General features: G+C 72.3%; 19 protein-coding genes. 10 read left to right on the forward strand and 9 right to left on the reverse strand.

The window, feature by feature from the left end:
* Positions 1 to 7: 7 nt before the first annotated feature.
* Positions 8 to 316: a hypothetical protein gene (locus tag VGN18_RS01490; protein ID WP_327537850.1), complete on the reverse strand. Its 309-nt coding sequence runs from the start codon at positions 314 to 316 to the stop codon at positions 8 to 10.
* Between the two features lie 295 nt (positions 317 to 611).
* Between VGN18_RS01490 and VGN18_RS01495 the strand changes: the two genes are divergently transcribed.
* The 3 genes from VGN18_RS01495 to VGN18_RS01505 all read left to right on the forward strand — a co-directional run bounded on the left by VGN18_RS01495 (position 612) and on the right by VGN18_RS01505 (position 2996).
* Complete coding sequence (locus VGN18_RS01495) at positions 612 to 1796, forward strand: HNH endonuclease signature motif containing protein (RefSeq protein ID WP_327537851.1); 1185 nt, start codon at positions 612 to 614, stop codon at positions 1794 to 1796.
* A 113-nt stretch (positions 1797 to 1909) separates the two neighbouring features.
* Positions 1910 to 2104, forward strand: a complete 195-nt coding sequence (locus tag VGN18_RS01500; RefSeq protein ID WP_327537852.1) for a hypothetical protein — start codon at positions 1910 to 1912, stop codon at positions 2102 to 2104.
* 481 nt (positions 2105 to 2585) lie between these two features.
* Complete coding sequence (locus tag VGN18_RS01505) at positions 2586 to 2996, forward strand: STAS domain-containing protein (RefSeq protein WP_327537853.1); 411 nt, start codon at positions 2586 to 2588, stop codon at positions 2994 to 2996.
* 4 nt (positions 2997 to 3000) lie between these two features.
* Here the strand turns inward: VGN18_RS01505 and VGN18_RS01510 are convergent, their stop codons facing one another.
* Entirely contained in the window at positions 3001 to 3846 is an 846-nt protein-coding gene (locus VGN18_RS01510) for a class II aldolase/adducin family protein (RefSeq protein ID WP_327537854.1), read from the reverse strand.
* A 73-nt stretch (positions 3847 to 3919) separates the two neighbouring features.
* Between VGN18_RS01510 and VGN18_RS01515 the strand changes: the two genes are divergently transcribed.
* The gene (locus tag VGN18_RS01515; RefSeq protein ID WP_327537855.1) at positions 3920 to 4747 is read left to right on the forward strand and encodes a PIG-L family deacetylase; all 828 of its coding nucleotides are present in this window, start codon (positions 3920 to 3922) and stop codon (positions 4745 to 4747) included.
* Between the two features lies 1 nt (position 4748).
* Here the strand turns inward: VGN18_RS01515 and VGN18_RS01520 are convergent, their stop codons facing one another.
* The 5 genes from VGN18_RS01520 to VGN18_RS01540 all read right to left on the reverse strand — a co-directional run bounded on the left by VGN18_RS01520 (position 4749) and on the right by VGN18_RS01540 (position 11177).
* Positions 4749 to 6215: an AMP-binding protein gene (locus tag VGN18_RS01520; protein ID WP_327537856.1), complete on the reverse strand. Its 1467-nt coding sequence runs from the start codon at positions 6213 to 6215 to the stop codon at positions 4749 to 4751.
* Positions 6216 to 6229: 14 nt separating this feature from the next.
* Entirely contained in the window at positions 6230 to 7333 is a 1104-nt protein-coding gene (locus tag VGN18_RS01525; protein WP_327537857.1) for an acetate/propionate family kinase, read from the reverse strand.
* A gap of 3 nt (positions 7334 to 7336) precedes the next feature.
* Complete coding sequence (locus VGN18_RS01530) at positions 7337 to 9703, reverse strand: phosphoketolase family protein (protein WP_327537858.1); 2367 nt, start codon at positions 9701 to 9703, stop codon at positions 7337 to 7339.
* Between the two features lie 76 nt (positions 9704 to 9779).
* Positions 9780 to 10616: a GNAT family N-acetyltransferase gene (locus tag VGN18_RS01535; protein ID WP_327537859.1), complete on the reverse strand. Its 837-nt coding sequence runs from the start codon at positions 10614 to 10616 to the stop codon at positions 9780 to 9782.
* A gap of 21 nt (positions 10617 to 10637) precedes the next feature.
* Positions 10638 to 11177 carry a 2'-5' RNA ligase family protein gene (locus VGN18_RS01540; protein WP_327537860.1) on the reverse strand — a complete coding sequence of 180 codons (540 nt, stop codon included), beginning with the start codon at positions 11175 to 11177 and terminating at the stop codon, positions 10638 to 10640.
* Positions 11178 to 11211: 34 nt separating this feature from the next.
* Between VGN18_RS01540 and VGN18_RS01545 the strand changes: the two genes are divergently transcribed.
* Both VGN18_RS01545 and VGN18_RS01550 read left to right on the forward strand, forming a co-directional pair.
* Positions 11212 to 12084, forward strand: coding sequence for an alpha/beta hydrolase (locus tag VGN18_RS01545; RefSeq protein ID WP_327537861.1), 873 nt, complete (start codon positions 11212 to 11214; stop codon positions 12082 to 12084).
* Between the two features lie 45 nt (positions 12085 to 12129).
* Entirely contained in the window at positions 12130 to 13521 is a 1392-nt protein-coding gene (locus VGN18_RS01550) for an amidase (protein ID WP_327537862.1), read from the forward strand.
* Between the two features lie 3 nt (positions 13522 to 13524).
* Here the strand turns inward: VGN18_RS01550 and VGN18_RS01555 are convergent, their stop codons facing one another.
* Both VGN18_RS01555 and VGN18_RS01560 read right to left on the reverse strand, forming a co-directional pair.
* Positions 13525 to 15702 carry an ATP-dependent metallopeptidase FtsH/Yme1/Tma family protein gene (locus VGN18_RS01555; protein WP_327537863.1) on the reverse strand — a complete coding sequence of 726 codons (2178 nt, stop codon included), beginning with the start codon at positions 15700 to 15702 and terminating at the stop codon, positions 13525 to 13527.
* 86 nt (positions 15703 to 15788) lie between these two features.
* Positions 15789 to 16409, reverse strand: a complete 621-nt coding sequence (locus tag VGN18_RS01560) for a maleylpyruvate isomerase family mycothiol-dependent enzyme (RefSeq protein WP_327537864.1) — start codon at positions 16407 to 16409, stop codon at positions 15789 to 15791.
* 105 nt (positions 16410 to 16514) lie between these two features.
* Here VGN18_RS01560 and VGN18_RS01565 point away from each other — a divergent pair, with 105 nt between their 5' ends.
* From VGN18_RS01565 to VGN18_RS01580, 4 genes are all read left to right on the forward strand, one after another.
* Positions 16515 to 17966, forward strand: a complete 1452-nt coding sequence (locus VGN18_RS01565) for a glutamate synthase subunit beta (RefSeq protein ID WP_327537865.1) — start codon at positions 16515 to 16517, stop codon at positions 17964 to 17966.
* Positions 17967 to 18090: 124 nt separating this feature from the next.
* The gene (locus tag VGN18_RS01570; RefSeq protein WP_327537866.1) at positions 18091 to 18837 is read left to right on the forward strand and encodes a hypothetical protein; all 747 of its coding nucleotides are present in this window, start codon (positions 18091 to 18093) and stop codon (positions 18835 to 18837) included.
* Between the two features lies 1 nt (position 18838).
* Positions 18839 to 21361, forward strand: a complete 2523-nt coding sequence (locus VGN18_RS01575; RefSeq protein WP_327537867.1) for a fibronectin type III domain-containing protein — start codon at positions 18839 to 18841, stop codon at positions 21359 to 21361.
* Complete coding sequence (locus VGN18_RS01580) at positions 21361 to 22716, forward strand: ferredoxin reductase family protein (RefSeq protein ID WP_327537868.1); 1356 nt, start codon at positions 21361 to 21363, stop codon at positions 22714 to 22716. The genes VGN18_RS01575 and VGN18_RS01580 overlap by 1 nt, the downstream gene beginning before the upstream one ends.
* Positions 22717 to 22725: the final 9 nt, after the last annotated feature.

Genomic DNA, 22725 nt, shown 5'->3' on the forward strand with positions numbered 1-22725 from the left:
CGCGTCGTCACATCTCCAGCGCCTCGTAGACCTCGACCTGGCCGCCGGTCGCCAGGATCGGGCAGCCGTCGGCCCGGGCCACGGCGTCGTCGAGCGTCCGGAACTCGAGCACGGTGTAGCCGGTCAGACCCGACTGCCCGCCGCCCGACCCGCCGCCGGACTTCACCGTCGCCGAGGCGCCGAACGGCGCGCCCATGTCGGTGACGGCGCTGCCGAGGGTCGCGAACCACGCGCCCCACTGCTGCATCGACTGCTCCCGTGCCTCGGGTGTCTCGGCCACCTGGCCGCCGGTGTAGGCGTAGACGAACTTGGTCATGATCGCTCCCTCGCTTCGGCGGGTGTCTCCCGCGGTTGACATTCACTTCGACGGACAGGGGAGAGGGGAATCGACAGGTCGGCGGCATCGACATCGCATGTGGTCCGGGCCGATGCCCGGTCCAGCGGCATCTGGGCCGCCTCACGAACGAGTGCGCCCGCGGGACGAGCGATCCTCGTCGCACTCATCGCGCCCGTCCATACGGTTGAGCTTGTCGTCACCCTGACCGGAATCCTTTACGTAGCAGGGGTTCTCGGCCCGATTTGTGTCAGACCCCGGCTCTAGAATCTGATCTGTGAACGACGGGGCCAGCAGCATCGCGACGCTCGATCGCGGCGTGATGTTCGACCGTCTTGTCGAGCTGCAAAGGGTGCGAGCGGTGGCTGATGCGGAGGAGCAGCGCATCCTCGCCCGGCTCGCGGCCGAGCCTCTGCCGACGTGTCTCGACTCGGCCGACAAGCAGTACGTGATCGACGAGATCGCGTGCGCCCTCCATCAGGCTTCGCGCACGATGAGCAACCGGCTGATCACGGCGGTCGACCTGGTCGGTCGCTTCCCCGACACGGTCGCGGCGCTGGAGCGGGGCGAGCTGACCCTGGCGCACGCGCGGGCGCTGTCCGACGTGACGCTGGGCGTCGACGACGCGACGGCCGCCCGAGTCGAGCGGCGCGTTCTCGAGCGGGCGATCGGCAGGACGCCCGCCCAGTTCCGGGCCTGCGCGCTACGGGCGGTCCGTGCACTGGCACCGCGCCCGTTGGAGCCGCCGCCCGACCCGCTGCTCAAGCGGTGCTGCGGAGTCGCGCCGCGCAACGACGGCCTGGTCGAGTTCCGCGCGCTGATCTCGCCCGAGGACGGCGCGGCGATCATGGCCGACATCAACGCGGCCGCCGCGACCACCAAGGGCCTGGACGACCGGACGGCCGACCAGCGTCGCGCCGACGCGTTCGTCGATCTGATGCGCGGCGACATCGCGCGCCGCAAGGCACCGGCAACGCACGTCGTGGTGGCGCTCTCGACGCTGCTCGGGCTCGACGACCAGGCCGCCGAGCTCGGCGAGCACGGCTACGTGCCGGCCGAGGTGGCCCGCCGCATCGCCCACGACCCGACCGGCACGTGGCGACGCATTCTCACCGACGACCACGGTCGGGTGCTCCGCGTGAGCAAGAAGTACCGGCCCCCGACATCCCTGGCCAGGTTGGTGAAGGCCCGTGATCGCACCTGCCGCTTCCCTTCCTGCCGGGCGAAGATCGCCGAGATCGATCACATCGTGCCCTGGCCTAAGGGACCGACGACGGCGTCGAATCTGCAGGGCCTGTGCCTGCGTCATCATCATCTGAAACACGAGGCCGGCTGGAGCGTGCGACGGCTCGCCGACGGTGTCACCCGCTGGACCGCCCCCACCGGGCGCGTCCACGACAAGCCTCCCGACGAACAACCCGTCGACGCCACGATGGCGGTCTTCGAACCCCCGCCCTTCTGAATATCACTTCTCGGCAGCGGGGGCGTGATTGCATCGGCTGAATCAGCGGCATGTGAAGACGTTGCGGTTGCGCAACCGGAGCGCGTGCACGGTACCTCTGTCATCATCTGCGCGTGGATCAGGGAACGGTTGCGTTCGCGATTCTGGGCGGCGCTCTCGTGCTCAGCTACGCAGTCGGCGGCGTCGCGATCTGGATGCTCGATGCCGACGGCATGATTCGGTTGGTATTCGTCGGGCGCGGCACGCGCCAGGAACCATGGCTGCGCCGCATCCGCACAGGATCGTGCTCCGAGGGTCGGAACGGCTGACTCCGCGATGATCAACTCGCTCGGGGCAGCACGCCAGACCTGCCCCGAGCGCAATCACGGTCCATCACGGCGTCGCGGGAGCCGACCGAAATTCCACCCGGCTCGTTCTACGATCTGGCCATGGCGAAGCAGCGCGCAGCGCGCCCGTTGCACGAGTGGACGGAGGACTGCCGGGTCCTCCGCCACCGCCAGTGCCGGCACCTGGGTTCGAGCCGCAGCGTCGGGCTGCTCGGGATCAGGGCGTTCGTGACGATCTGTTCGTGCCCCTGCCACTGGAGTTGCCCGTCGGCGTCGGTCGCCCTGGCCGAGATGCCCCGGGCCTGCACCTGTCCGGATACCGGCGAGCAGCGGCAGCGCGACTTCGCGGCGGCTGCCAAACCCTCACCAATGCGACGGCTGCTCACACACCGTCGCTAGCCCGGTTGCCCTGATCGTGGGTGTCCACGGCGACCTCGGCAGTGCAACTGCACCAATGATCACCATGACAAACGACGCGGGCGAAGGGGCCTGCTGCCTGATGTGGCGCAGGCCCGACCTCGGCAGGATCGTCCGGGTCAGGGGACGGTCGGGCGAGAGGGTGGCGGCGATGGTGGGCAACTCGGTTGACGGCCTGTACTTCGACCTGCGGATCGACTTCCCGGGCCGCCAGATCGCCGTCCTGGGCGAGTTCGACGTGGCGACGGCCCGCTGCCTGACGACGGCCGTCTCGAAGTTCGCCCGCTCGGCGATCAGCGAGCTCACCATCGACCTCGCGAACGTCACCCACATCGACGCGGCCGGAGTCGGCGCGCTGACCCGGGCCCGCTCGGCGATGAGCGGCCGGGTCGCGTTCAACGGCGGCAGCGCGGCGCTGCAGCGACTGCTGGCCCAGGCCGATCTCGTCGCCGCCTGACCGTCTACTCGAAGATGTCGGGGAAGTCGCTGCTGATGCGCTCCCAGATCGGCTGGAACTGGAACCAGCCGGCGAACTCGTAGCCGACCTGCGAGCGGGTCAGCTCGGCCTCCCCGGGCCCGATCTGCCGCGGCTTGATGCCGTAGCCGGCCGCGGCCGAGTAGGCCATCAGCTGCGACTGGGCGGTGCGCTCGAGCGTGAGGAACCACCAGGCCGCGCTGTCGACGGACGTGCCGACGGTGAGCATGCCGTGGTTGCGCAGGATGATCGCCTTCTTGCTGCCGAGCGCGGCGCCGATCCGACGCCCCTCCTCCTTGTCGAGGACGACCCCGGTGAACGAGTCGAAGACGGCGACGTCGTCGTAGAAGGCGCACGAGTCCTGCGTCAGCGGCTCGATGGTGACGTCGAGCGAGGACAGCGTCTTGCCGTACGGGCCGTGGGCGTGCGCGGCGGCGAGGACGTCGGGCCGGGCGGCGTGCACGGCACAGTGGATCGCCACCGCCGCCCCGTTGACCGCGTGATCGCCCTCGACGACCTGGCCGTCCTCGTCGACCCGCACGAGATCGCTGCTGCGGATCATGCTGAAGTGCCGTCCGAACGGGTTCACCCAGAACGTCTCCGGGTGCTCGGGGTCGCGGACGGTGATGTGCCCGGCGACACCCTCGTCCAGCCCGGCCTTGCTGAACATCCGGAACGCGGCCGCGAGCTTGGCCTTGCGGTGGGCACGCTCGTCCTCGACCGAGTCGAAGACCGGCGGACGGGCCATCTTCAGCTCTCGCCCGGCGCGGTCGGTCACGGCGGCCCGCGCGGGGGCCTCGTCCTGGGCGGTCGAGTCCTGAGTCGTCGTCACGATTGATCTCCTCTCGATCGGTGCCCCCAGTCTGTACCCGACGTTGTCGTTCCCGCTCCGTAGGGTGGATCCCATGACCGAGCGCCCCCTGACGTTGATGGCCGTGCACGCCCACCCGGACGACGAGGCCACCGGCACCGGGGGTGTGCTCGCGCGTGCCGCGGCCGAGGGCATCCGCACCGTTCTCGTCACCTGCACCGACGGCGGCTGCGGCGACGCGCCGGGCGGGGTGAAGCCGGGCGAGCCCGGGCACGACGTCGACGCCGTCGTGGCGATGCGCAAGGAGGAGCTCGAGAAGAGTTGCGCCGTGCTCGGCGTCGACCACCTCGAACTGCTCGGGTACGGCGACTCCGGGATGATGGGCTGGCCCCAGAACGAGGCCCCCGGCTCCTTCTGGTCGACCCCGGTGGACCAGGGCGCGGCCCGGCTGGCCGAGCTGATCCGGCACTACCGGCCCGACGTCGTCGTCACCTACGACGAATACGGCTTCTACGGCCACCCCGACCACATCCAGACCCACCGCATCACCATGGCGGCGCTGCAGGCCACCGGCACCGCCGCGAAGGTCTACTGGACGACGGCGCCGCGCTCGAAGATGGAGGAGTTCGGGCAGATCATCCGCGATCTCGGCGGCGACTGGGACGAGCCGGAAGGCGCCGAGCCCGGCCCGGAGATCGGACTGCCCGACGACGAGATCACCACCTGGGTCGACACCTCGGCCTTCGGCAGCCAGAAGTTCGATGCGCTGGCCGCGCACTCCAGCCAGGAGGAGAACATCTTCTTCCTGCGCATGGGCAAGGAACTGTTCACCCAGGTCATGGGGGTCGAGACGTTCCTGCGGGTGCACGACACCACCGGCGCCGCGCTGCCCGAGGACGACCTGTTCGCCGGGCTGCGGTGAGTCAGGCCGGCCAGTAACGGGCGCGGATCCTGCGCTTGAACAGCTTGCCGGTGTCCTCGCGCGGCAGGTGGTCGTCGAACACGACCAGCTTCGGCACCTTGTACCCGGCCAGGTTCGCGCGCACGTGCTCGCGCACGTCGTCCTCGGTGATGCCGGTGGCCTCGACGTGCGCGGCCACCGCCTCGCCGAAGTCGTCGTCCGGTATGCCGAAGACCGCGACGTCGGTGACGCCGTCGAGCTCGAGCAGGCAGGCCTCGATCTCGGCCGGGTAGATGTTCACGCCGCCCGAGATGATCATGTCGATGCTGCGGTCGTTGAGGTAGAGGAAGCCGTCGTGGTCGAGGTAGCCGACGTCGCCGATGTGCAGGAAACCGTCGCGCTCGATGCCGGCCCTCTTCGCGGCGTCGTTGTGATAGGTGAAGTTGGGCCACGACGCAGGGGGTTTGACGTAGACCTGGCCCGACTCGCCGACGGGCAGCTCGTCGCCGAACTCGTCGTAGATGCGGATGGCGGAACCGCCGAAGGCGCGCCCGACGGTGCCGGGGTGGGCCAGCCACTCCTCGCTCGTGCAGGTGACGACGCCGCCGGTCTCGGACCCGCCGTAGTACTCGAGGACGATCGGCCCGAGCCACGCGATGATCCGCTTCTTGACCTCGACCGGGCAGGGGGCGGCCGCGTGCACGATCGCCTTGAGCGACGACAGGTCGTAGCGTTCCCGCACCTCCGTCGGCAGGGCGAGCAGCCGCACGAACATCGTCGGGACGGCCTGGAAGTGCTCGATGCGCTGGCTCTCGATCAGGCGCAGCATCTCCTCGGGTTCGAACGTCGGCATGATGGTCAGGTCGACCCCGGCCGCCGCGCTGACGAGGCAGTGCACGTTCGGCGCGGTGTGATAGATCGGCGCCGGCACCAGCGTGCGCATCGCCGGGTCGAGCCCGAACATCGAGAACACCAGCTGCGCGATGGCCTGGCTCTGCTCCGGCGTCGTCCGGTTGCGGATGATGCCCTTCGGTCGGCCGGTCGTCCCCGACGTGTAGATCATGCTCTGGGGCGCCTGGGTGGGCGGCTCGGCCCACGGCCCGTGCCCGGCCAGCCAGTCCTCGAACAGCGGGTGCCGGCCGGTGGGCGCGACACCGTCCTGCTCCACCTCGATGAGCGGACGGTCGCCGATCACCGCCTCGGCCACCGGCACGAGATCGGTGTGCGCGAAGACCGCCTTCGACCCGCTGTCGTCGAGCAGGTGGGCGAGCTCGGCGCCCTTCCAGTGCCAGTTCACCGGCACCGGGACGCCGCCGAGGATGCCCGCGCCGAGACTCGCCTCGACGAAGGCGATGTCGTTGTGCAGGTAGATCGCCACGCGGTCGCCCGCCTCGACGCCGAACCCGGCCAGCCCGCTCGCGATCCGGGCCGCGCGGCCCCGGACCTCGTCGTAGGTCCGCTCGACCGTCCCGCAGTGGATGCCCGTCACAGTGCGACAGCCTGCTACTCCGGCCCGCCTCGGACAAGGCGGCGCGTCTGGTCGGCCATCGCGATGTCCTCGCGCGCCTCGACGACCACGCAGCGGACGCTCGCGCCGGCTGCGCTGATGTCGGCGTCGCCGTCGACGCCCGCGTTCGCCGCGTCGTCCACGGCCAGGCCCAACCAGGCCAGCCGCTCGGCGACCGCGCGCCGGATGCCGACGGAGTGCTCCCCGACGCCACCGGTGAAGACGAGCAGGTCGATGCCGTCGGCCGACGCCGCCATCGCCGCGATGCCGGCGATCAGGTGGTGCACGTAGATCTCCACCGCCAGCTGCGCGTCGGCGTCACCGGCGGCGGCCCGCTCCTCGACCTCGCGCAGATCGGCCGTGCCGGTCAGCCCGAGCACGCCGGACTTCTCCTCGAGACCGACCGCGACCTCGTGCGGCGACAGGTTCTCGTGCTCCTCGAGCCACAGCACCAGACCGGGATCGACGCTGCCGGAACGCGTGGCCATGACCAGCCCCTCGAGCGGGGTGAACCCCATCGTGGTGTCGACGCTCTGCCCCCCGACGACCGCGGTCAGTGACGCCCCGGCGCCGAGGTGGGCGGTGACGATGCGGGCGGTCGAGACGTCCAGCCCGGCCAGCCCGGCGCCGTGCCGGGCGGCGTAGCCGTGCGACAGCCCGTGGAACCCGTACCGGCGCACGCCGTGCTTCTCGCGCCACTCCGCCGGCACGGCGTAGGTGTACGCGGCGGGGGACAGCGTTGCGTGGAAAGCGGTGTCGAAGCAGGCCACCGCCGCGATGTCGGGCAGCGCGGCCGAGACCACGTCGAACCCGGCGAGCGACTTCGGCTGGTGCAGTGGCGCGAGGTCGGTGAGGTCGCGCAGCGCCTGTTCCACCTCGGCGTCGATGCGCACGGCCGAGCGGAACCGCTCCCCGCCGTGCACGACCCGGTGACTGACGACGTCGGGCCGGGGCCAGTCGGCGATGGCGTCGTGCAGCGCCGACACGTCGAAGCCGCCCGCGTTCGCGGGCAGGTCGGTGCGATGGACGACCTCGTCGGCGTCGTCCAGCAGCCGCAGTTTCAGGCTGGACGACCCGGCGTTCACGATCAGGATCAGCATCGGTCAGGCCGGCCCGGCCGACCAGGTCCAGTCGGCGATGGCCGGGTCGTCCTCACCGTGCTCGCGCGTGTAGGCCCGCGCGGCCAACCGGGCGTCGGCCATCTCCTGCCGCAGCGACGCGGCGCGGCTGCCCAACCCGGGAACGCGGTCGATCACGTCCATCACCAGGTGGAAGCGGTCGAGGTCGTTGAGCATCACCATGTCGAACGGGGTCGTGGTGGTGCCCTCCTCCTTGTAACCGCGGACGTGGATGTTGTGGTGGTTGGCGCGCCGGTAGGTCAGCCGGTGGATCAGCCAGGGGTAGCCGTGATAGGCGAAGATCACCGGCTTGTCGGCGGTGAACAGCGTGTCGAAATCGCGGTCGGGCAGGCCGTGGGGGTGCTCGGTGTCGGGCTGCAGCCGCATGATGTCAACCACGTTGACCATTCTGACCTTCAGGTCGGGCAGCCGCTCGCGCAGGATCTGCGCCGCCGCCAGGGCCTCGAGCGTCGGGATGTCCCCGGCGCAGCCCAGCACGACGTCCGGCTCACCCTCGGTGTTGCCGGCCCAGTCCCAGATGCCCAGGCCACGGGTGCAGTGCGCGATCGCCTCGTCCATCGTCAGGTAGGTGAGGGCGGGCTGCTTGCCGGCCACGATCACGTTCACGTAGTGCCGGCTGCGCAGGCAGTGGTCGGCCACCGACAGCAACGTGTTCGTGTCCGGCGGCAGGTAGACCCGCACGATCTCGGCCTTCTTGTTGACGACATGGTCGATGAAGCCCGGGTCCTGGTGGGAGAAGCCGTTGTGGTCCTGGCGCCACACGTGCGACGACAGCAGGTAGTTCAGCGACGCGATCGGACGCCGCCACGGGATGCCGCGGGTGACCTTCAGCCATTTCGCGTGCTGGTTGAACATCGAGTCGACGATGTGGATGAACGCCTCGTAGCAGGTGAACATCCCGTGCCGGCCGGTCAGCAGGTACCCCTCGAGCCAGCCCTGGCACAGGTGCTCGGACAGCACCTCCATCACCCGGCCGTCGGGCGCGAGGTGGTCGTCGCCCGGCACCGTCTCGGCGTCCCACGCCCGGTCGGTCGTCTCGAAGACCGCGCCGAGCCGGTTGGAGGCGGTCTCGTCCGGGCCCATGAGGCGGAAGTTGGTCGGGTTGGCCGCGATGACGTCACGGGTGAACTCGCCGAGCACGCGGGTCGCCTCGCTCAACCCCTTCCCCGGGGTCGGGACGTCGACGGCGTAGCTGCGGAAGTCGGGGAGCACGAGATCCTGCAGCAGCGTGCCGCCGTTCGCGTGCGGGCTCGCGCTCATGCGCTTGGGCCCCGCGGGCGCCAGCGCGCGCAGCTCGGGCCGCAACCGGCCGTCGGCGGTGAAGAGCTCCGCGGGCCGGTAGGAGCGCAGCCACTGCTCGAGCATCGCCCGGTGCGATTCGTCGGTGCGGGTGGCGGCGAGCGGCACCTGGTGGGCCCGGAACGTGCCTTCGACCTGCACCCCGTCGACCTGCGCCGGGCCGGTCCAGCCCTTGGGCGTGCGCAGCACGATCATCGGCCACCGCGGCCGGTCGGTGACACCCTCGTCGCGGGCGGCCCGCTGGATCGCGGCGATCTCGTCGGCCACCGTGTCGAGTGTCGACGCGAGCTGCTGGTGGACGTCGGCCGGGTCGTCGCCGGCCACGAAGTACGGGTGGTAGCCGTAGCCGCGCATCAGCTCGGCGAGCTCGTCCTCGCCGATGCGGGCGAGCACGGTCGGGTTCGCGATCTTGTAGCCGTTGAGGTGCAGGATCGGCAGCACCGCACCGTCGGTCACCGGGTTCAGGAACTTGTTCGAGTGCCAGCTCGCGGCGAGCGGGCCGGTCTCGGCCTCGCCGTCGCCGACGACGCAGGCGACGAGCAGGTCGGGGTTGTCGAAGGCGGCGCCGAACGCGTGCACGAGCGCGTAGCCCAGCTCGCCGCCCTCGTGGATCGAGCCCGGCGTCTCGGGCGCGACGTGGCTCGGGATGCCGCCGGGGAAGGAGAACTGGCGGAACAGGGCGCGCAGGCCCTCGGTGCCCTCGCCGACCGAGGAGTATACCTCGCTGTAGGTGCCCTCGAGGTAGGCGTTGGCCACGAGCCCAGGGCCGCCGTGGCCCGGGCCGGTGACGAAGATCGTGTCGAGGTCGCGCTCGCGGATCAGCCGGTTCAGGTGCACGTACAGCAGGTTCAGCCCGGGGGTGGTGCCCCAGTGGCCGAGCAGTCGCGGCTTGACGTGCTCGGCGCGTAACGGCTCGGTCAGCAGCGGGTTGTCGAGCAGGTAGATCTGGCCGACGGAGAGGTAGTTGGCCGCGCGCCAGTAGGCGTCGATGGCGGTGAGCTGGTCCTCGGTCAGGGGCGGGTCGAAGGTCACCGATCGATCATGGCCCGGTGATCGGCCCGTCGACAGGTGTGGGACGTCCCGGATCGGACGGGACCTTCCGCCCCCCTCAGAGCCGGTAGTAGTCCTCGGCGGCGTCCTGAGCGAAGCCCTGTGACGTGTAGAGGCGCAGCGCGTTCGGGTTGTCGACCGCGACCTCGAGCCGAACCTCGCGCGCACCGTCGGCCCGCAGTTGCCGGCACATGCGGCGCAGCACCGTACGGCCGATGCCCTGCCCCTGCCACTCGGGGACGACGACGAAGCCGTACACGCCGCCGACATCGCCCTCGAGGCTGACCCGGACGGTGCCGACCCGCTCGCCCTCGAACTCGATGATCACCGTGTTCGCGTCGTCGGAGCTGATGCGGTTGCCGAGGTCGGGGACGTCGAAGCCGAAACCAGCCTTGAGCGCGTGGCGCAGGAAGTCGAGGTCGTCGACCTCGAGCAGACGGCTGGTGACGCGCGGGTCGTCGTCGCCGTCGACCGGTTCACGCTGCACCATCGCGTGCTCCGAGTGGTCGAGCACGCCGCCCCGCGCACGGGCGAAGGCGGCGCTGGCCGGCGTCGTCGCCGGCGCGACGAGCAGCCGGTTGGTGAACCCGCGGGACCGGACGAGCGACATCGCCTCGTCGAGCAGCGCGGTACCGATGCCCTGTCTGCGCGAATCCGGATCGACCATGCCGCCGAACTCGACGTTGGGCGGCCCGCCGAAGGCGTAGAGGCCGAGGAAGCCGAGCAGGCGGTCGCCGTCCCACCAGAGCAGGTCGTTCACCTCGTCGGGACGCCGCGAGCGCAGCGTGCCCCACTCGAGTTTCAGCCGCCCGCCGTCGGCGGCGACGACGCGCCGCTCCAGGTCGGCGATGGCGGTCAGGGCAGCGTCATTGAGGCCTCGGGCCGATTCGATCACCCGCCCAGACGACCACATCGGTCAAGTAGTTTGACCGTCGGCGAGCGCGAATCGGGTATGCCGTTCCCACCGCCGCCCCGCCGCCTCCTGGTGCAGCAGGGTCACCGCGGTCGCGACCCCGGTGACGGGCAGCCGCGGCCGCACCGCGGCCTCGGCGGCGCGCAGCCGGGCGAGGTCGGCACGGTCGCCGATGGTCAGGTGGGGCACGACCTCGTCGAACTCGCCACCGTACGGCGGGTGCTCCGGGAAGGCCGTGGCGGCGACGTCGATGAGCGCACTGAACGGGGCCGGATCGTCCGGCGCCAGGAACAGCACCGCCTCGTCGAACCACGCGGTGGCCGAGAAGCGGTAGTCGAAGGACGCGCACCGGGCGAACAGCCCGCGCAGCGTGGCGAGGAGGTCGTCGTCGAGCCGCGTCACCGCCACGAACGGGTACAGCACGGTGACGTGTGCGGGCACGCCGAGCGAGGCACTCGCATCGAGGCCGGCGCGGTGCTCGGACACCACCGCCTCGGCCTCGGGAACCTCGACGACCAGCGCGCTCGACCCCTCATCACCCATGGCCGAGAGGGTAGAGCGCGGTAGCGTCCGGATCATGTCAATTACGCTGCCCGACGGCCGCACCCTCGACCTGCTCGACCGGGGCGACGGCGACGTCGCGATCGTCTTCCACCACGGCACGCCCGGCGCGTACTGGCGCTACGAACCGATGGTCGCCGCGGCGGTCGACGCCGGTTTCCGCTGGATCGCGACGAGCCGCGCCGGCTACGGCGGCTCGACCCGGCGGCCCGGACGCTCGGTCGCCGACAACTGCGACTACGTCGCGGCCGTCCTCGACCAGCTCGGCGTGGAGCGCTTCGTCGCGGTGGGGTGGTCCGGGGGCGGCCCGCACGCCCTCGCCTGCGGCGCGCTGCTGGCCCCGCGCTGCGCCGGCGTGATCACGCTGGCCGGGGTGGCCCCCTTCGACGGCGCCGACGCGGCCGGGTTCGACTGGTTCGACGGCATGGGGCCGGAGAACCACGCGGAGTTCGGCGCGGCGGTCGAGGGGGAGGCTGCGGTTCGGGCCTACCTCGAACCCGAGCGCGAGGGCCTGGTGGCGATCACCGGGCCCGACGTCGCCGCCTCGCTCGGCGGCCTGATCGACGAGGCCGACCGCCGGGTGCTGACCGGCGAGTTCGCCGAGGCGCTGGCCGAGTCGTTCCGCGACGGGTTGCGGGTCGGTGCCGACGGCTGGATCGACGACGACCTCGCGTTCGCGCGGCCCTGGGGCTTCGACCTGGCCGCGGTGAGGGTGCCGGTCGGCGTCTGGCAGGGCGACCAGGACCGCATGGTTCCCTACAGCCACGGCTCGTACCAGGTCGAGCGGCTGCCCGACGTGCGCGCCCACCTGCTGCCGGGGGAGGGCCACCTCTCGATCCCGCTCGGGCGGTTCGACCAGGTGCTCGCCGAGGCCCGCTCGTTCGTGTGACGCCTCCGGCTCGACGGGAACTTACCCGTCGGTAAGGATGTCGGCATGACCTCTCGGATCCACGCCTTCACCGACGACGCCCTGGGCGAGCACGACGCCGTCGCGCTCGCCGCCCTGGTTCGCTCGGGGGAGGTGAGCGCCCAGGAGCTCGCCGACGCCGCGATCGCCCGGGCCGGTGCCGTCCGCGAGCTCAACGCCGTCGCCTTCGAGGCCTACGACGCGCCCCGCTTCAACCCGGGCGGTGCCCTCGCCGGCGTCCCCACGTTCGTGAAGGACAACACCGACCTCGCCGGAATGCCGACGACGCACGGCAGCGAGGCGTTCACCGCGTCGCCCCGCAGAACCGACGGCGCCTACGCCACGCAGTACCTCAGTACCGGGCTCACCGTGCTCGGCAAGAGCCGGCTGCCCGAGTTCGGCTTCAACGCCAGCACCGAGTTCATGACCGGCGAGCCGACCCGCAACCCGTGGAACCCGGGCTACTCGGTCGGGGCCTCGTCGGGCGGTTCGGCCGCGCTCGTGGCGGCCGGCGTGGTGCCGATCGCGCATGCGAACGACGGTGGCGGGTCGATCCGCATCCCGGCCGCCTGCGCCGGGCTCGTCGGCCTCAAGCCCAGCCGGGGGCGCCACATCGACGGCGAGCAGGCCGCCCACCTGCCGGTGAACATGATCTCCGAGGGGGTCGTCACCCGGAGCGTCCGCGACACCGCGGCCTTCCTCGCCGCGGCCGAGGACCACTGGCGCAACCCGGCGCTGCCGCCGGTCGGCGTCATCGAGGGCCCGGCCGCGCGCCGGCTGCGGATCGGGCTCGTGCTCGAGTCGGTCAACGCCACCGAGATCGACGCGGCCACCCGCACCGCCGTCGAGCGGACCGCGGCCCTGCTCGAGAAGGCCGGGCACGTCGTGGAGCCGATCGAGCTGCCGGTCGGCGAGCAGTTCGCCACCGACTTCCTGCAGTACTGGGCGCTGCTGGCCGAGCTCGCCGCCGACACCGGCAAGCTCATGCTCGACCGGTCGTTCGACACCGCGAAGCTCGACGGCCTGAGTGCAGGCCTGCGCCGCCACCACCGGCGTAACCTGCTGCGCACCCCGGGCGCGATCCACCGCCTGCGCGGGATCCGTTCCCGCTACGCGCGGATGTTCGGGCGCCACGAGCTGGTGCTCTCGCCCGTGCTCGCGCACACCACGCCGCCGCTGGGCCACCTCAGCCCGCGGGTGCCGTTCGACCAGCTCATCGACCGGCTGCAGCGCTACGTCGCGTTCACGCCGTTCAACAACATCGCCGGGACGCCGGGCATCTCGCTGCCGATGGGGCTCACCGACGACGGCCTGCCGATCGGGGTCCAGCTGTCGGCCGCGTACGGCGACGAGCGGACGCTGCTCGAGACCGCGTTCCTCATCGAGGCCGAGGCGCCGTTCCCCCGCATCCAGGCCTGACCGTCAGGCGGTCGCGGCCGGACGCTCGGGAGTGTCGCGGCGCGGACGCCGGCTGAGCAGCAGCGCGGCGGCGGCCACGAGCTCGGGCCGGCGCCGGCCGAGCACACCGCGACGCGGGGCCGCGGTCGGCCGCGGCTCGGCGGTGATGGCCGCGGCGACGAGCGACCTCGGCCGCAGCGGCAGCGACGGGCGGGGGAGCGTGGCCCGCCGCGGTACGCCGTGCTCGATCGCCAGCGCGTCGATGTCGGCGAGCGTGATCGTCTTGCGCGCCAGCAGCTCGCGGGCCATCGCCTCGAGCAGCCGGCGGTGCCGGGTGAGCAGGCCGGTGGCGGTCTCGTAGGCCTCGGCCAACAGTTCCTCGACGACGCCGTTGATGTCGTCTCCGCGGCTGTCGCGCACCTGGTAGCCGAGGCGGGTCATGCCGTACTGGGTGGCCATCCGCGTCGCGAGCTCGGTGGCCGACTGCAGATCGCCCGAGGCGCCCTGCGTGTACTCGCCGTCGAGCAGCAACTCCTCGCCGACGCGGCCGGACAGCGCGGTGACCAGCTGGGCATGGGCCTTGAGCCGGGTCAGGAAGATGTCGTCCGAGCCGGACATCCAGGTGACGCCGCCGGCCGGGCCGCGCGGCACGATCGTCACCTGCACCGGGTCGTCGGCCTCGGGCTGCAGGTAGGCCGACAGCGCGTGGCCCGCCTCGTGCCAGGCGGTGACGCGGGCGTCGTGGTCGGTCACGACGGCCGACGTGCGCGCCCGGCCCATCGCGATGGTGGCGACGGCGTGGTCGAGAGCGTCCTGGCTGATCTCGTCCTCGTCCCGGCGCACGGCGTCGAGGCAGGCCTCGTTCACGAGCGCCGCGAGCTGCGCGCCGGAGAAGCCGGGGGTACGCAGGGCGAGGGCGTCGAGGTCGACGTCACCGGCCATCGGCTTGCCGGCCACGTGCACGTCGAGGATCTCGCGTCGGCCGCGGGCGTCGGGGTTCGGCACCTCGACGCGGCGGTCGAGGCGACCGGGCCGCACCAGCGCGGGGTCGAGGATGTCGGGCCGGTTCGTCGCCGCGATGATGATGACCGAGCTGGACCGGTCGAAGCCGTCCATCTCCTTGAGCAGCGCGAGCAGGGTCTTCTCGGTCTCCGGGTCGCGGTTGTCGCCGCCCGAGCGGCGCACGCCGATGGCGTCGATCTCGTCGATGAAGATGATCGCCTTCTCCTGCTTGCGGGCGGCCTCGAACAGCGCGCGCACGCGCTGCGGGCCGACGCCCACGTACTTCTCGACGAAGTCGCTGCCGGCGACCGCGTAGAACGGCACGCCGGACTCGCCGGCCACCGCGCGGGCGAGCAGCGTCTTGCCGGTGCCGGGCGGCCCGCACAGCAGGGCCCCCTTCGGCTGGGTCGCGCCGAGCCGGGTGAAGCGGTCGGGATCCTGCAGGAACAGCACGAGTTCGGTGAGGTCGAAGACCGCCTCGGCGCAGCCCGCGACATCGCTGAAGCGGGTGTCCGGCCGCTCGACCTCGACGGTCAGGTGCGCGTTGTCGCCGGCTCCGGGCCCGGCCGCGGCCTTCTTGCGCCGCGGGCCGCCCGTGACCGTTTCGCCCGGCTCGCCGGCCGGCTCGGCGTTCGGGGTCGCCAGGGCCGGGCGGGCGTCGCGCCGGCCCCGGCGCACCCCGGCGACGAGCACCGGGGCGCCGGCCAGGGCCAGCAGGAAGGCCAGCGCCTGCAGGCCGGCGGTGGCGTTGCCGCCGCCCTGGCCGGCCGCCTGCGCGCCGCCGGGGTTCAGCACTCCGGGGCGCGCGGACGACGTCGCGGCCGGGCTGGTGACGGAGTGGACGACGGTCAGTGGCACGTCGGCGGTGAGGAACTGGGTGACGGCGTCGTGCAGGTACACGGCCGGTACCTGCACGATGCGCGCGCCGCTCGCCGTCGTGAAGGAGATGGTCTGCGCCGCCTCGTCGAGGGTGGCCGCGCGGATCGCGCCGCCGTGCAGGGCGTTGTTCAGCGCGGTGAGGGTGGTGCTCACGGGGGCGGCCGGGTGCGCGCCGGGGGCCTTCGCCGGCGCGGACGAGGTCATGGAGGCGGACAGCACGAACAGCAGACCGGCGCCGGCGAGCAGCGAGACGCCCAGCGCGGTCAGCGCGTTGAGGTAGCGGCGCCACGATCGGAGCGCAGCGGGTCGGCGGGGGCTCACGCCAATGAATTCGGCAGCGGGAGGACGAGCATGAACGGCAGGTTGCCCGACCGGGGTTACCGCCGGGTGAAATCGACCTTGGTGGCTCAGCGACGCCGCAGGATCTCGACGCCGGGCCCGGCGAGCTCGTCGAGGGCGCCCTTGCGTCCCGTCGCGGCGAGCATGAGTGCGACCGCCGGGCCTTCGACCCGGGGGCCGGAGCCCACCGCGAAGTCGGTGTCGGTGGCCTCGAGGGTCAGCCCGGCGACGCGGTCGCGGCCGCCGATGACGGGCTGGCTGCCGGCGTAGAAAGCGATCGTGCGGGCGACCTGGTCGAGCGGGTAGGCGTGTGAGATTCCCAACGCCCGCCGGATGTCCTCGGAGTGGACCAGCACCTCGCCGAGCCAGGTGTCCTTCGGACCCGGCGGCGCCGAGGTGCGGTCGGCCGCAGCCCGGAAGGCGGTGAGGGTGGCGGCCGGTCCGCCGGCACTCTCCCGCTCGACCTCCTTGCCGACGTACCGGTCGAAATCGAAGCCGGCGGCCACGAACTTCCCGAAGAACTTGGGCGGTGTCATCTTCGCCGCCGACAGCAGGTGGGCCAGGACACCGTGCACGTTCCACTCCGGACACGCGGTCGGCGTCGCCCACTGCTCGCCGGTCAGGTCGGCGAGGTCGTCGGCGAGGGCCTTGCGCTCAGCGTGGACGGTCGGCCAGATGTCGGTGCTCATGGCGCGTGAATCGTCCCACGCCGGCCGCCCGGTTACCATGCTCCGTGGCGACCGGTGCCGTTCGCCCGTACGGAAATGCGTGTACAGCGAATGGAGCGGCAACTCGTGGGTGACCCGAACGGATTCCTCAAGCACCGGCAGCGTGTGACGCCGCAGCGCCGACCGGTCGAGGTCCGCATCCAGGACTGGCACGAGGTCTACGAGGACCTGCCGAGGGAGACCCTGGCCGAGCAGGCCAGCCGCTGCATGGACTGCGGAATCGCGTTCTGTCACGGGGGTTGCCCGCTCGGCAACCTGATCCCGGAGTGGAACCACCTGGTCTACGCCGACGACTGGCGCAAGGCCATCGAGCGGCTGCACGCCACCAACAACTTCCCCGAGTTCACCGGGCGCCTCTGCCCGGCGCCGTGCGAGGCGGCGTGCGTCCTCGGCATCAGCCAGGACCCGGTCACCATCAAGCAGGTCGAGGTCGAGATCATCGACCGCGCGTTCGACGAGGGCTGGGTCGACGCCCAGCGTCCGGAGATGCAGACCGGCTACAAGGTCGCCGTCGTCGGCTCGGGCCCGGCCGGCCTCGCCGCCGCCCAGCAGCTGACCCGGGCCGGCCACGCCGTCACCGTCTTCGAGCGCGAGGACCGCATCGGCGGACTGCTCCGCTACGGCATCCCCGAGTTCAAGATGGAGAAGCGCCACATCGCCCGCCGCCTCGAGCAGATGGAGGCCGAGGGCACGCTGTTCCGTCCGGGCGTGAACGTCGGTGTCGATGTCACCGTCGAGGAGCTGAGGGCCGGGTTCGACGCGATCGTGCTCGCCGGCGGCGCCACCGCGGCCCGCGACCTGCCGATCCCCGGCCGCGAACTGGCCGGCATCCACCAGGCCATGGAGTACCTGCCGTGGTCGAACCGCGTGCAGGAGGGCGACCTCGAAGCCCCGCCGATCACGGCCGAGGGCAAGAAGGTCGTCATCATCGGCGGCGGCGACACCGGCGCCGACTGCCTCGGCACCGCCCTGCGCCAGGGGGCGGCGAGCACCCACCAGTTCGAGATCATGCCGCGCCCGCCGGAGACGCGGGCCGCCTCGACGCCGTGGCCGACCTACCCGCTCATGTATCGCGTCAGCTCGGCCCACGAAGAGGGCGGCGAGCGCGTCTTCGCGGTCAACACCGCGCACTTCCTCGGAGCCGACGGCCGAGTGACCGGCCTGTCGGCCCACGAGGTCGAGATGAAGGACGGCCGGTTCCAGAAGGTCGAGGGCACCGACTTCGAGCTCGACGCCGATCTCGTGCTGCTGGCCATGGGTTTCGTCGGGCCGGAGAAGCCGGGCCTGCTCACCGAGCTCGGCGTCGAGTTCGACGAGCGCGGCAACGTGCGGCGGGACACGAACTTCGCCACCAACGTCGACGGCGTGTTCGTCGCTGGTGACATGGGCCGCGGGCAGTCGCTCATCGTGTGGGCCATCGCCGAGGGACGCGCCGCGGCTGCCGCGGTCGACGCGTTCCTGCTCGGCAGCACCGCGCTGCCGGCGCCGATCCACCCGAAAGCGGTCGCGCTGCGCTGAGGCGTCCGCGAGGAATTCGACGCCGACGGCTCAAGTCGGCCGCCGGCCAGCCGATGCAGGGGAGAACGTCGGCTGTGCGGTGTGGGGGCAGGCGACTGGTTGCTGCCCCTGACGAGGAGTTCCCATGCGCCGTCGTGTCCGTGCCGGCACCGCCCTGCTCGCCGGAACGGCGGCCACGTTGGCGCCGGCCGTCGCCGCCCAACCGGCGCACGCCGCGGCGAACCCGGGCCAGTCGGTCTACAACGACTACGGGCAGTCCGCGGCCGAGGTGACGGTCGAGATCACCACGGCGGTGAACGCGAACGCCTCGGTGATCCGGGCCCGTCAGCTGCTGGCCCACGACCACGCGGTGACGCTGTACTACGCGCGGGCCGAGGCCATCGCCCGGCGCGCGCACCTGCTGGCCGTGGCCTCGAAGAACGCGACCCGCATCTCGCAGACCCGCACCGCCTACTACGCCGCTCGCGCCCGCACCGGGCACGCGGCCGCGGTCGAGAAGGCGGCCCGCGCCGCCCTGGCCAACACCGTCGCGGTCGTCACCGCCGCGATCCGGGCGAGGCACTACCGCCCGGTCGACGGCACGTGGACCGGTGACGTCGCGCAGTACTTCATCCCGGATACGGGGCTGGAGCCGGTGCAGGTACGGATCACCGTCTACGGCGGTCACGTCAGCGACGTGACGGCGCCGGTGTACGTCCAGACCGGCGACTCGGGCGGCTACAACAGCTCCGCGATCCCGACGCTGCTGGAGGAGGCCATGACCGCCCACGACACGGCGAGCGTGGCCGGCGTGACCGGGGCATCCGAGACGAGCGGCGCGTTCGCGCAGTCGCTCAAGTCGGCCCTGGTCAAGGGCGGCTTCAAGTTCTGACATGTCCACCCTGAGACGGTTCACCGCCGCTGCCGCCGGGCTGGGCGCGCTCGCCTCGCCCGTGGGCCAGCTGCTCGGCGCGGAGGCAGCCGGTGCCGCGGCGGCGCCGGGCCAGGAGCTCGACAACGACTGGGGCCGGACGGCGGCCGACATCGCCGCCGACATCGCCGCCCAGGTCGCGGCCGACCCGCGCGTCGTCGCGGCCCAGCTGCGCTATCAACGCGCGCTCGTCGCGTACGCGACGGTGAAGCAGCACGTGCGGGACGACCAGGCCGCGCTCGCGCGGGCGCGCACGACGGCCACCGCGTCCGACGACGCGGCGGCGCAGCACGCGCTGACCGCGGATCAGGCCCGCGTCTACCCGGCCGCGTCGGAGGTCGTCGCCTCGCAGCTCGCCCTGGTCAGGACGCGCGCCGCCGTCGAGGCGATCGTGCGCTCGCACCGCTACATCAAGGCGCCGTACGTGGCGGTACCCGCGCAGCCGAGCGGGGTCACCGCCGTGGGTCGCTCGGGCCAGGTCTCGCTGTCCTGGGCGGCGGTACCCGGCGCGTCCGAGTACCGCATCTTCCGCGACGGCGCCCAGATCGCGACGACGCTCGTCGCGTCGTTCCTCGACACCGGTCTCGTCGACGGGACGGCGTACGCCTACCAGGTCCGGGCGGTCAACGTGGCCGGTTGGTCCCCGCGCTCGGTCGAGGTCACCGCCGTGCCGACCCCCGATGCACCCGCGGTGCCGACCGGCCTGGCCGCCACCCCGGGCGACGGCCAGGTCTCGATCGCGTGGACCGCGGTGAGCGGTGCGAGCGGCTACGCGCTCTACCGCGACGGCGTGCTCGTGTCGTCCCCGAGCGCCCCGGCGTTCACCGACACCGGGCTCACCGACGGGACGTCCTACGCCTACACCGTGGCCGCCCTGAACTCCGACGTGTCGTCGGCCCCCTCGGCCGCCGTCGTGGCCGTGCCCGTGGCCGTGGCCCCCGCGGCACCGACCGGGCTGATCGCCGCGCCCGGCGACGGGCAGGTCGGGCTGTCCTGGAGCCCCGTGCCCGGCGCGACGTCCTACCGGGTGTTCCGCGACGGCGTCGGGCTGGCGAGCACGGTCGCGACCACGTTCGCCGACACCGGCCTGAGCAACGGCACGCGCTACGCGTACACCGTGGTCGCCTACCGGGCGAACTCGGTGGCGTCGACGCCGTCGGCGACGGTCACCGCGACCCCCGTGGCCCCGCCGCTGTCGACCCCGACCGGCGTGCGGGCGACCCCGGGGGACGGTCAGGTGAGCGTGTCCTGGGACCCGGTCGGCGGCGCGACCTCGTACCGCGTCTACCGGGGGGCGACGCTGGTCGGCAGCCCGACCGCGACCACGCTGACGAACACCGGCCTGATCAACGGGACGACCTACTCGTTCACCGTCGTGGCGGTGTCGGCAGCTTCGAGCTCGGCGGCGTCGGCCCCGGTCAGCGCCACGCCCGCCGCGGCGGCCCCCGGGGCCCCGACGGGTCTCACCGGACAGGCGGGCGACACCACCGCGGCGTTGACCTGGGCGCCGGTGACCGGGGCGACGTCCTACCGGGTCTACCGCGGCGGCGTGCTGCGCACGACGGTCGGCCCGACCTCGTACACCGACACCGGCCTGACGAACGGCACGGCCTACGCCTACACCGTGACCGCGATCAAGTCGGGCGTGGAGTCGGCCGCGTCGTCGGCCGTCAGCGTGACCCCGGTGGCCGTCGTACCCGGAACCCCCGCCGGCGTGGTCGCCGCGCCCGGTGACGCGCAGGTGACGCTGACCTGGAACGCGTCCGCGAACGCCGCGTCCTACCGCGTGTACCGCGACGGCCTGCTCGTCGCGTCGCCGACCGGCCTGACCCTCACCGACACCGGCCTGACCAACGGCACGGCCTACGCCTACACCGTCGTGGCCGTGAACGGCACCGCCGTCTCGGCGGCCTCGGCCCCGGCGACGGCCACTCCCATGGCGCCGGCACCGGCCGCCCCGACCGGCCTGGTCGCCACCGCCGGCAACGGCGCCGTGACGTTGAACTGGACCGCGGTGTCGGGTGCGACGTCCTACCGCGTCTACCGCGGGGGCACGCTGGTCGGCTCGCCGAGCGCGAGCAGCTACGCCGACACGGGCCTGGTCAACGGGACGACCTACTCCTACTCGGTCGTGGCGATGAACACGACGACGCCGTCGGCGGCGTCCGCCCCGGTGACCGCGACGCCGGTCAAGCCGCCGGTGTCGGGCACCTTCACCGGAGCCGTCGCGTCCATCGCGAACGGCCACGGCACGCTGCGGGTCGTGATCGTCGTGACGAGCAACGCCATCACCTCGGCGACCGGCACGCTGCTCACCTACGACAGCTCGGACACCGTGTCGATCAACCGCAACGCGCTGCCGCAGTACAACACCAAGACCGTGGCCGCGAACTCGGCCGCGATCTCCAAGGTCACCGGCGCGACGCTCACGTGGGCGGCGTACAAGACGTCGCTGCAATCCGCCCTCACCCAGGCAGGCCTGTGATGATCACCCAGAGCCCACCCGCGCGGACCGGCCTGGCCGCGCGCGGTCGCAGCACCCGCCGCGGCGACGGCGTCCTGCTGATCGGCGGGCTCGGTCTCGGCGCCGGCGTCGGCCTCGGCGTCCTCAGCGTGAAGGCGGGCATCGCCGCGCCCGGCGGGAAGCTGCTCGCCGCCGGCACGCTGTCGGCCCTCGCCGGCACCTACCTGTGCCTGGTGCTGCTGCTGCTCATCTCGCGGGTGCCGTGGCTCGAGCGCGAGATCGGCCACGACCGCATGGTGCTGCTGCACCGCAAGGTCGCGCCGTACTCGCTGGTGCTCATCCTCGGCCACGTGGTGTTCACAACCCTGAGCTACGCCCAGGCGGCGTCCAGGGGAGTCGTCGCGGAGGCCTGGCACCTCGTCACCCACTCGCGGTGGATGCTGCCCGCGACCGCCGCGTTCGGGTTGATGGCGGCGCTCGGCGTCATGTCGGTCCGGGCGATCCGGCGCCGGATGAGGTACGAGACCTGGTGGGTCGCGCACCTTTACTTCTACATCGCGGTCGCGCTGTCGTTCGGGCACCAGGTCGTGCTGGGCCCGATGTTCGTCGGCCACGCGAGCGTGCGGAACTTCTGGGCCGGCCTGTACGTCGTGGTCGCGGCGACCATCGCGTACTCGCGCGTCCTGCGGCCGCTGACGACCTCGCTGCGGCACCGGCTGCGGGTGGCGGCGATCGTGCCCGAGTCGGACGGCGTTCTGTCGGTCTATCTCAGCGGCACCGATCTCGACCTGCTCAAGGCCCGCGGCGGCCAGTTCTTCCAGTGGCGCTTCCTCACCCGCGAGTGGTGGTGGCAGGCCCACCCGTACTCGCTCTCGGCCAGCCCGAACCCGGCCTGGCTGCGGATCACGGTGAAGGACCTCGGCGACCAGTCGTCGCTGCTGCACCGGCTGCACCCCGGCACGCGCGTCTGGGCCGAGGGCCCGTACGGCGTGTTCACCGCGTCGGCCCGGCACGGTGAGACGGTCACCGCGATCGCGGCCGGCGTCGGGATCACGCCGATCCGGGCCGTGCTCGACGACCTGCCGCACGACACCGCGGTCACGGTGCTCTACCGCGTCGCCAAGACCGCCGCCGCCCCGCTGCGCGACGAGCTCGAGCGGCTCGTCGGCGATCGGGGCTGGACGTTGCACTACCTGGACGGCGCGCGGGAGCGGCACCCGATCACAGCCGAACACCTCACCTCGCTCGCCCCCGACCTCGCCCGCTCCGACGTCTACGTCTGCGGCCCCGACGCGTTCACCGGCGCCGTCCGGCGAGCCGTCGTGGACGCCGGCGTCGACGCGCGACGGGTGCACCACGAAGCGTTCTCGTTCTGATGGCCGACC

Source organism: Jatrophihabitans sp. (assembly GCF_036000465.1).
Lineage (GTDB): Bacteria > Actinomycetota > Actinomycetes > Mycobacteriales > Jatrophihabitantaceae > Jatrophihabitans.

Bases quoted from the DNA above. Each gene is read 5' to 3' on its own strand.
- VGN18_RS01550 (WP_327537862.1), top strand. From the start codon at position 12,130: ATGACCTCTCGGATCCACGCCTTCACCGACGACGCCCTGGGCGAGCAC.
- VGN18_RS01490 (WP_327537850.1), bottom strand. From the start codon at position 316: ATGACCAAGTTCGTCTACGCCTACACCGGCGGCCAGGTGGCCGAGACA.
- VGN18_RS01540 (WP_327537860.1), bottom strand. From the start codon at position 11,177: ATGGGTGATGAGGGGTCGAGCGCGCTGGTCGTCGAGGTTCCCGAGGCC.
- VGN18_RS01560 (WP_327537864.1), bottom strand. From the start codon at position 16,409: ATGAGCACCGACATCTGGCCGACCGTCCACGCTGAGCGCAAGGCCCTC.
- VGN18_RS01570 (WP_327537866.1), top strand. From the start codon at position 18,091: ATGCGCCGTCGTGTCCGTGCCGGCACCGCCCTGCTCGCCGGAACGGCG.
- VGN18_RS01515 (WP_327537855.1), top strand. From the start codon at position 3,920: ATGACCGAGCGCCCCCTGACGTTGATGGCCGTGCACGCCCACCCGGAC.
- VGN18_RS01525 (WP_327537857.1), bottom strand. From the start codon at position 7,333: ATGCTGATCCTGATCGTGAACGCCGGGTCGTCCAGCCTGAAACTGCGG.
- VGN18_RS01580 (WP_327537868.1), top strand. From the start codon at position 21,361: ATGATCACCCAGAGCCCACCCGCGCGGACCGGCCTGGCCGCGCGCGGT.
- VGN18_RS01575 (WP_327537867.1), top strand. From the start codon at position 18,839: ATGTCCACCCTGAGACGGTTCACCGCCGCTGCCGCCGGGCTGGGCGCG.
- VGN18_RS01505 (WP_327537853.1), top strand. From the start codon at position 2,586: ATGACAAACGACGCGGGCGAAGGGGCCTGCTGCCTGATGTGGCGCAGG.
- VGN18_RS01545 (WP_327537861.1), top strand. From the start codon at position 11,212: ATGTCAATTACGCTGCCCGACGGCCGCACCCTCGACCTGCTCGACCGG.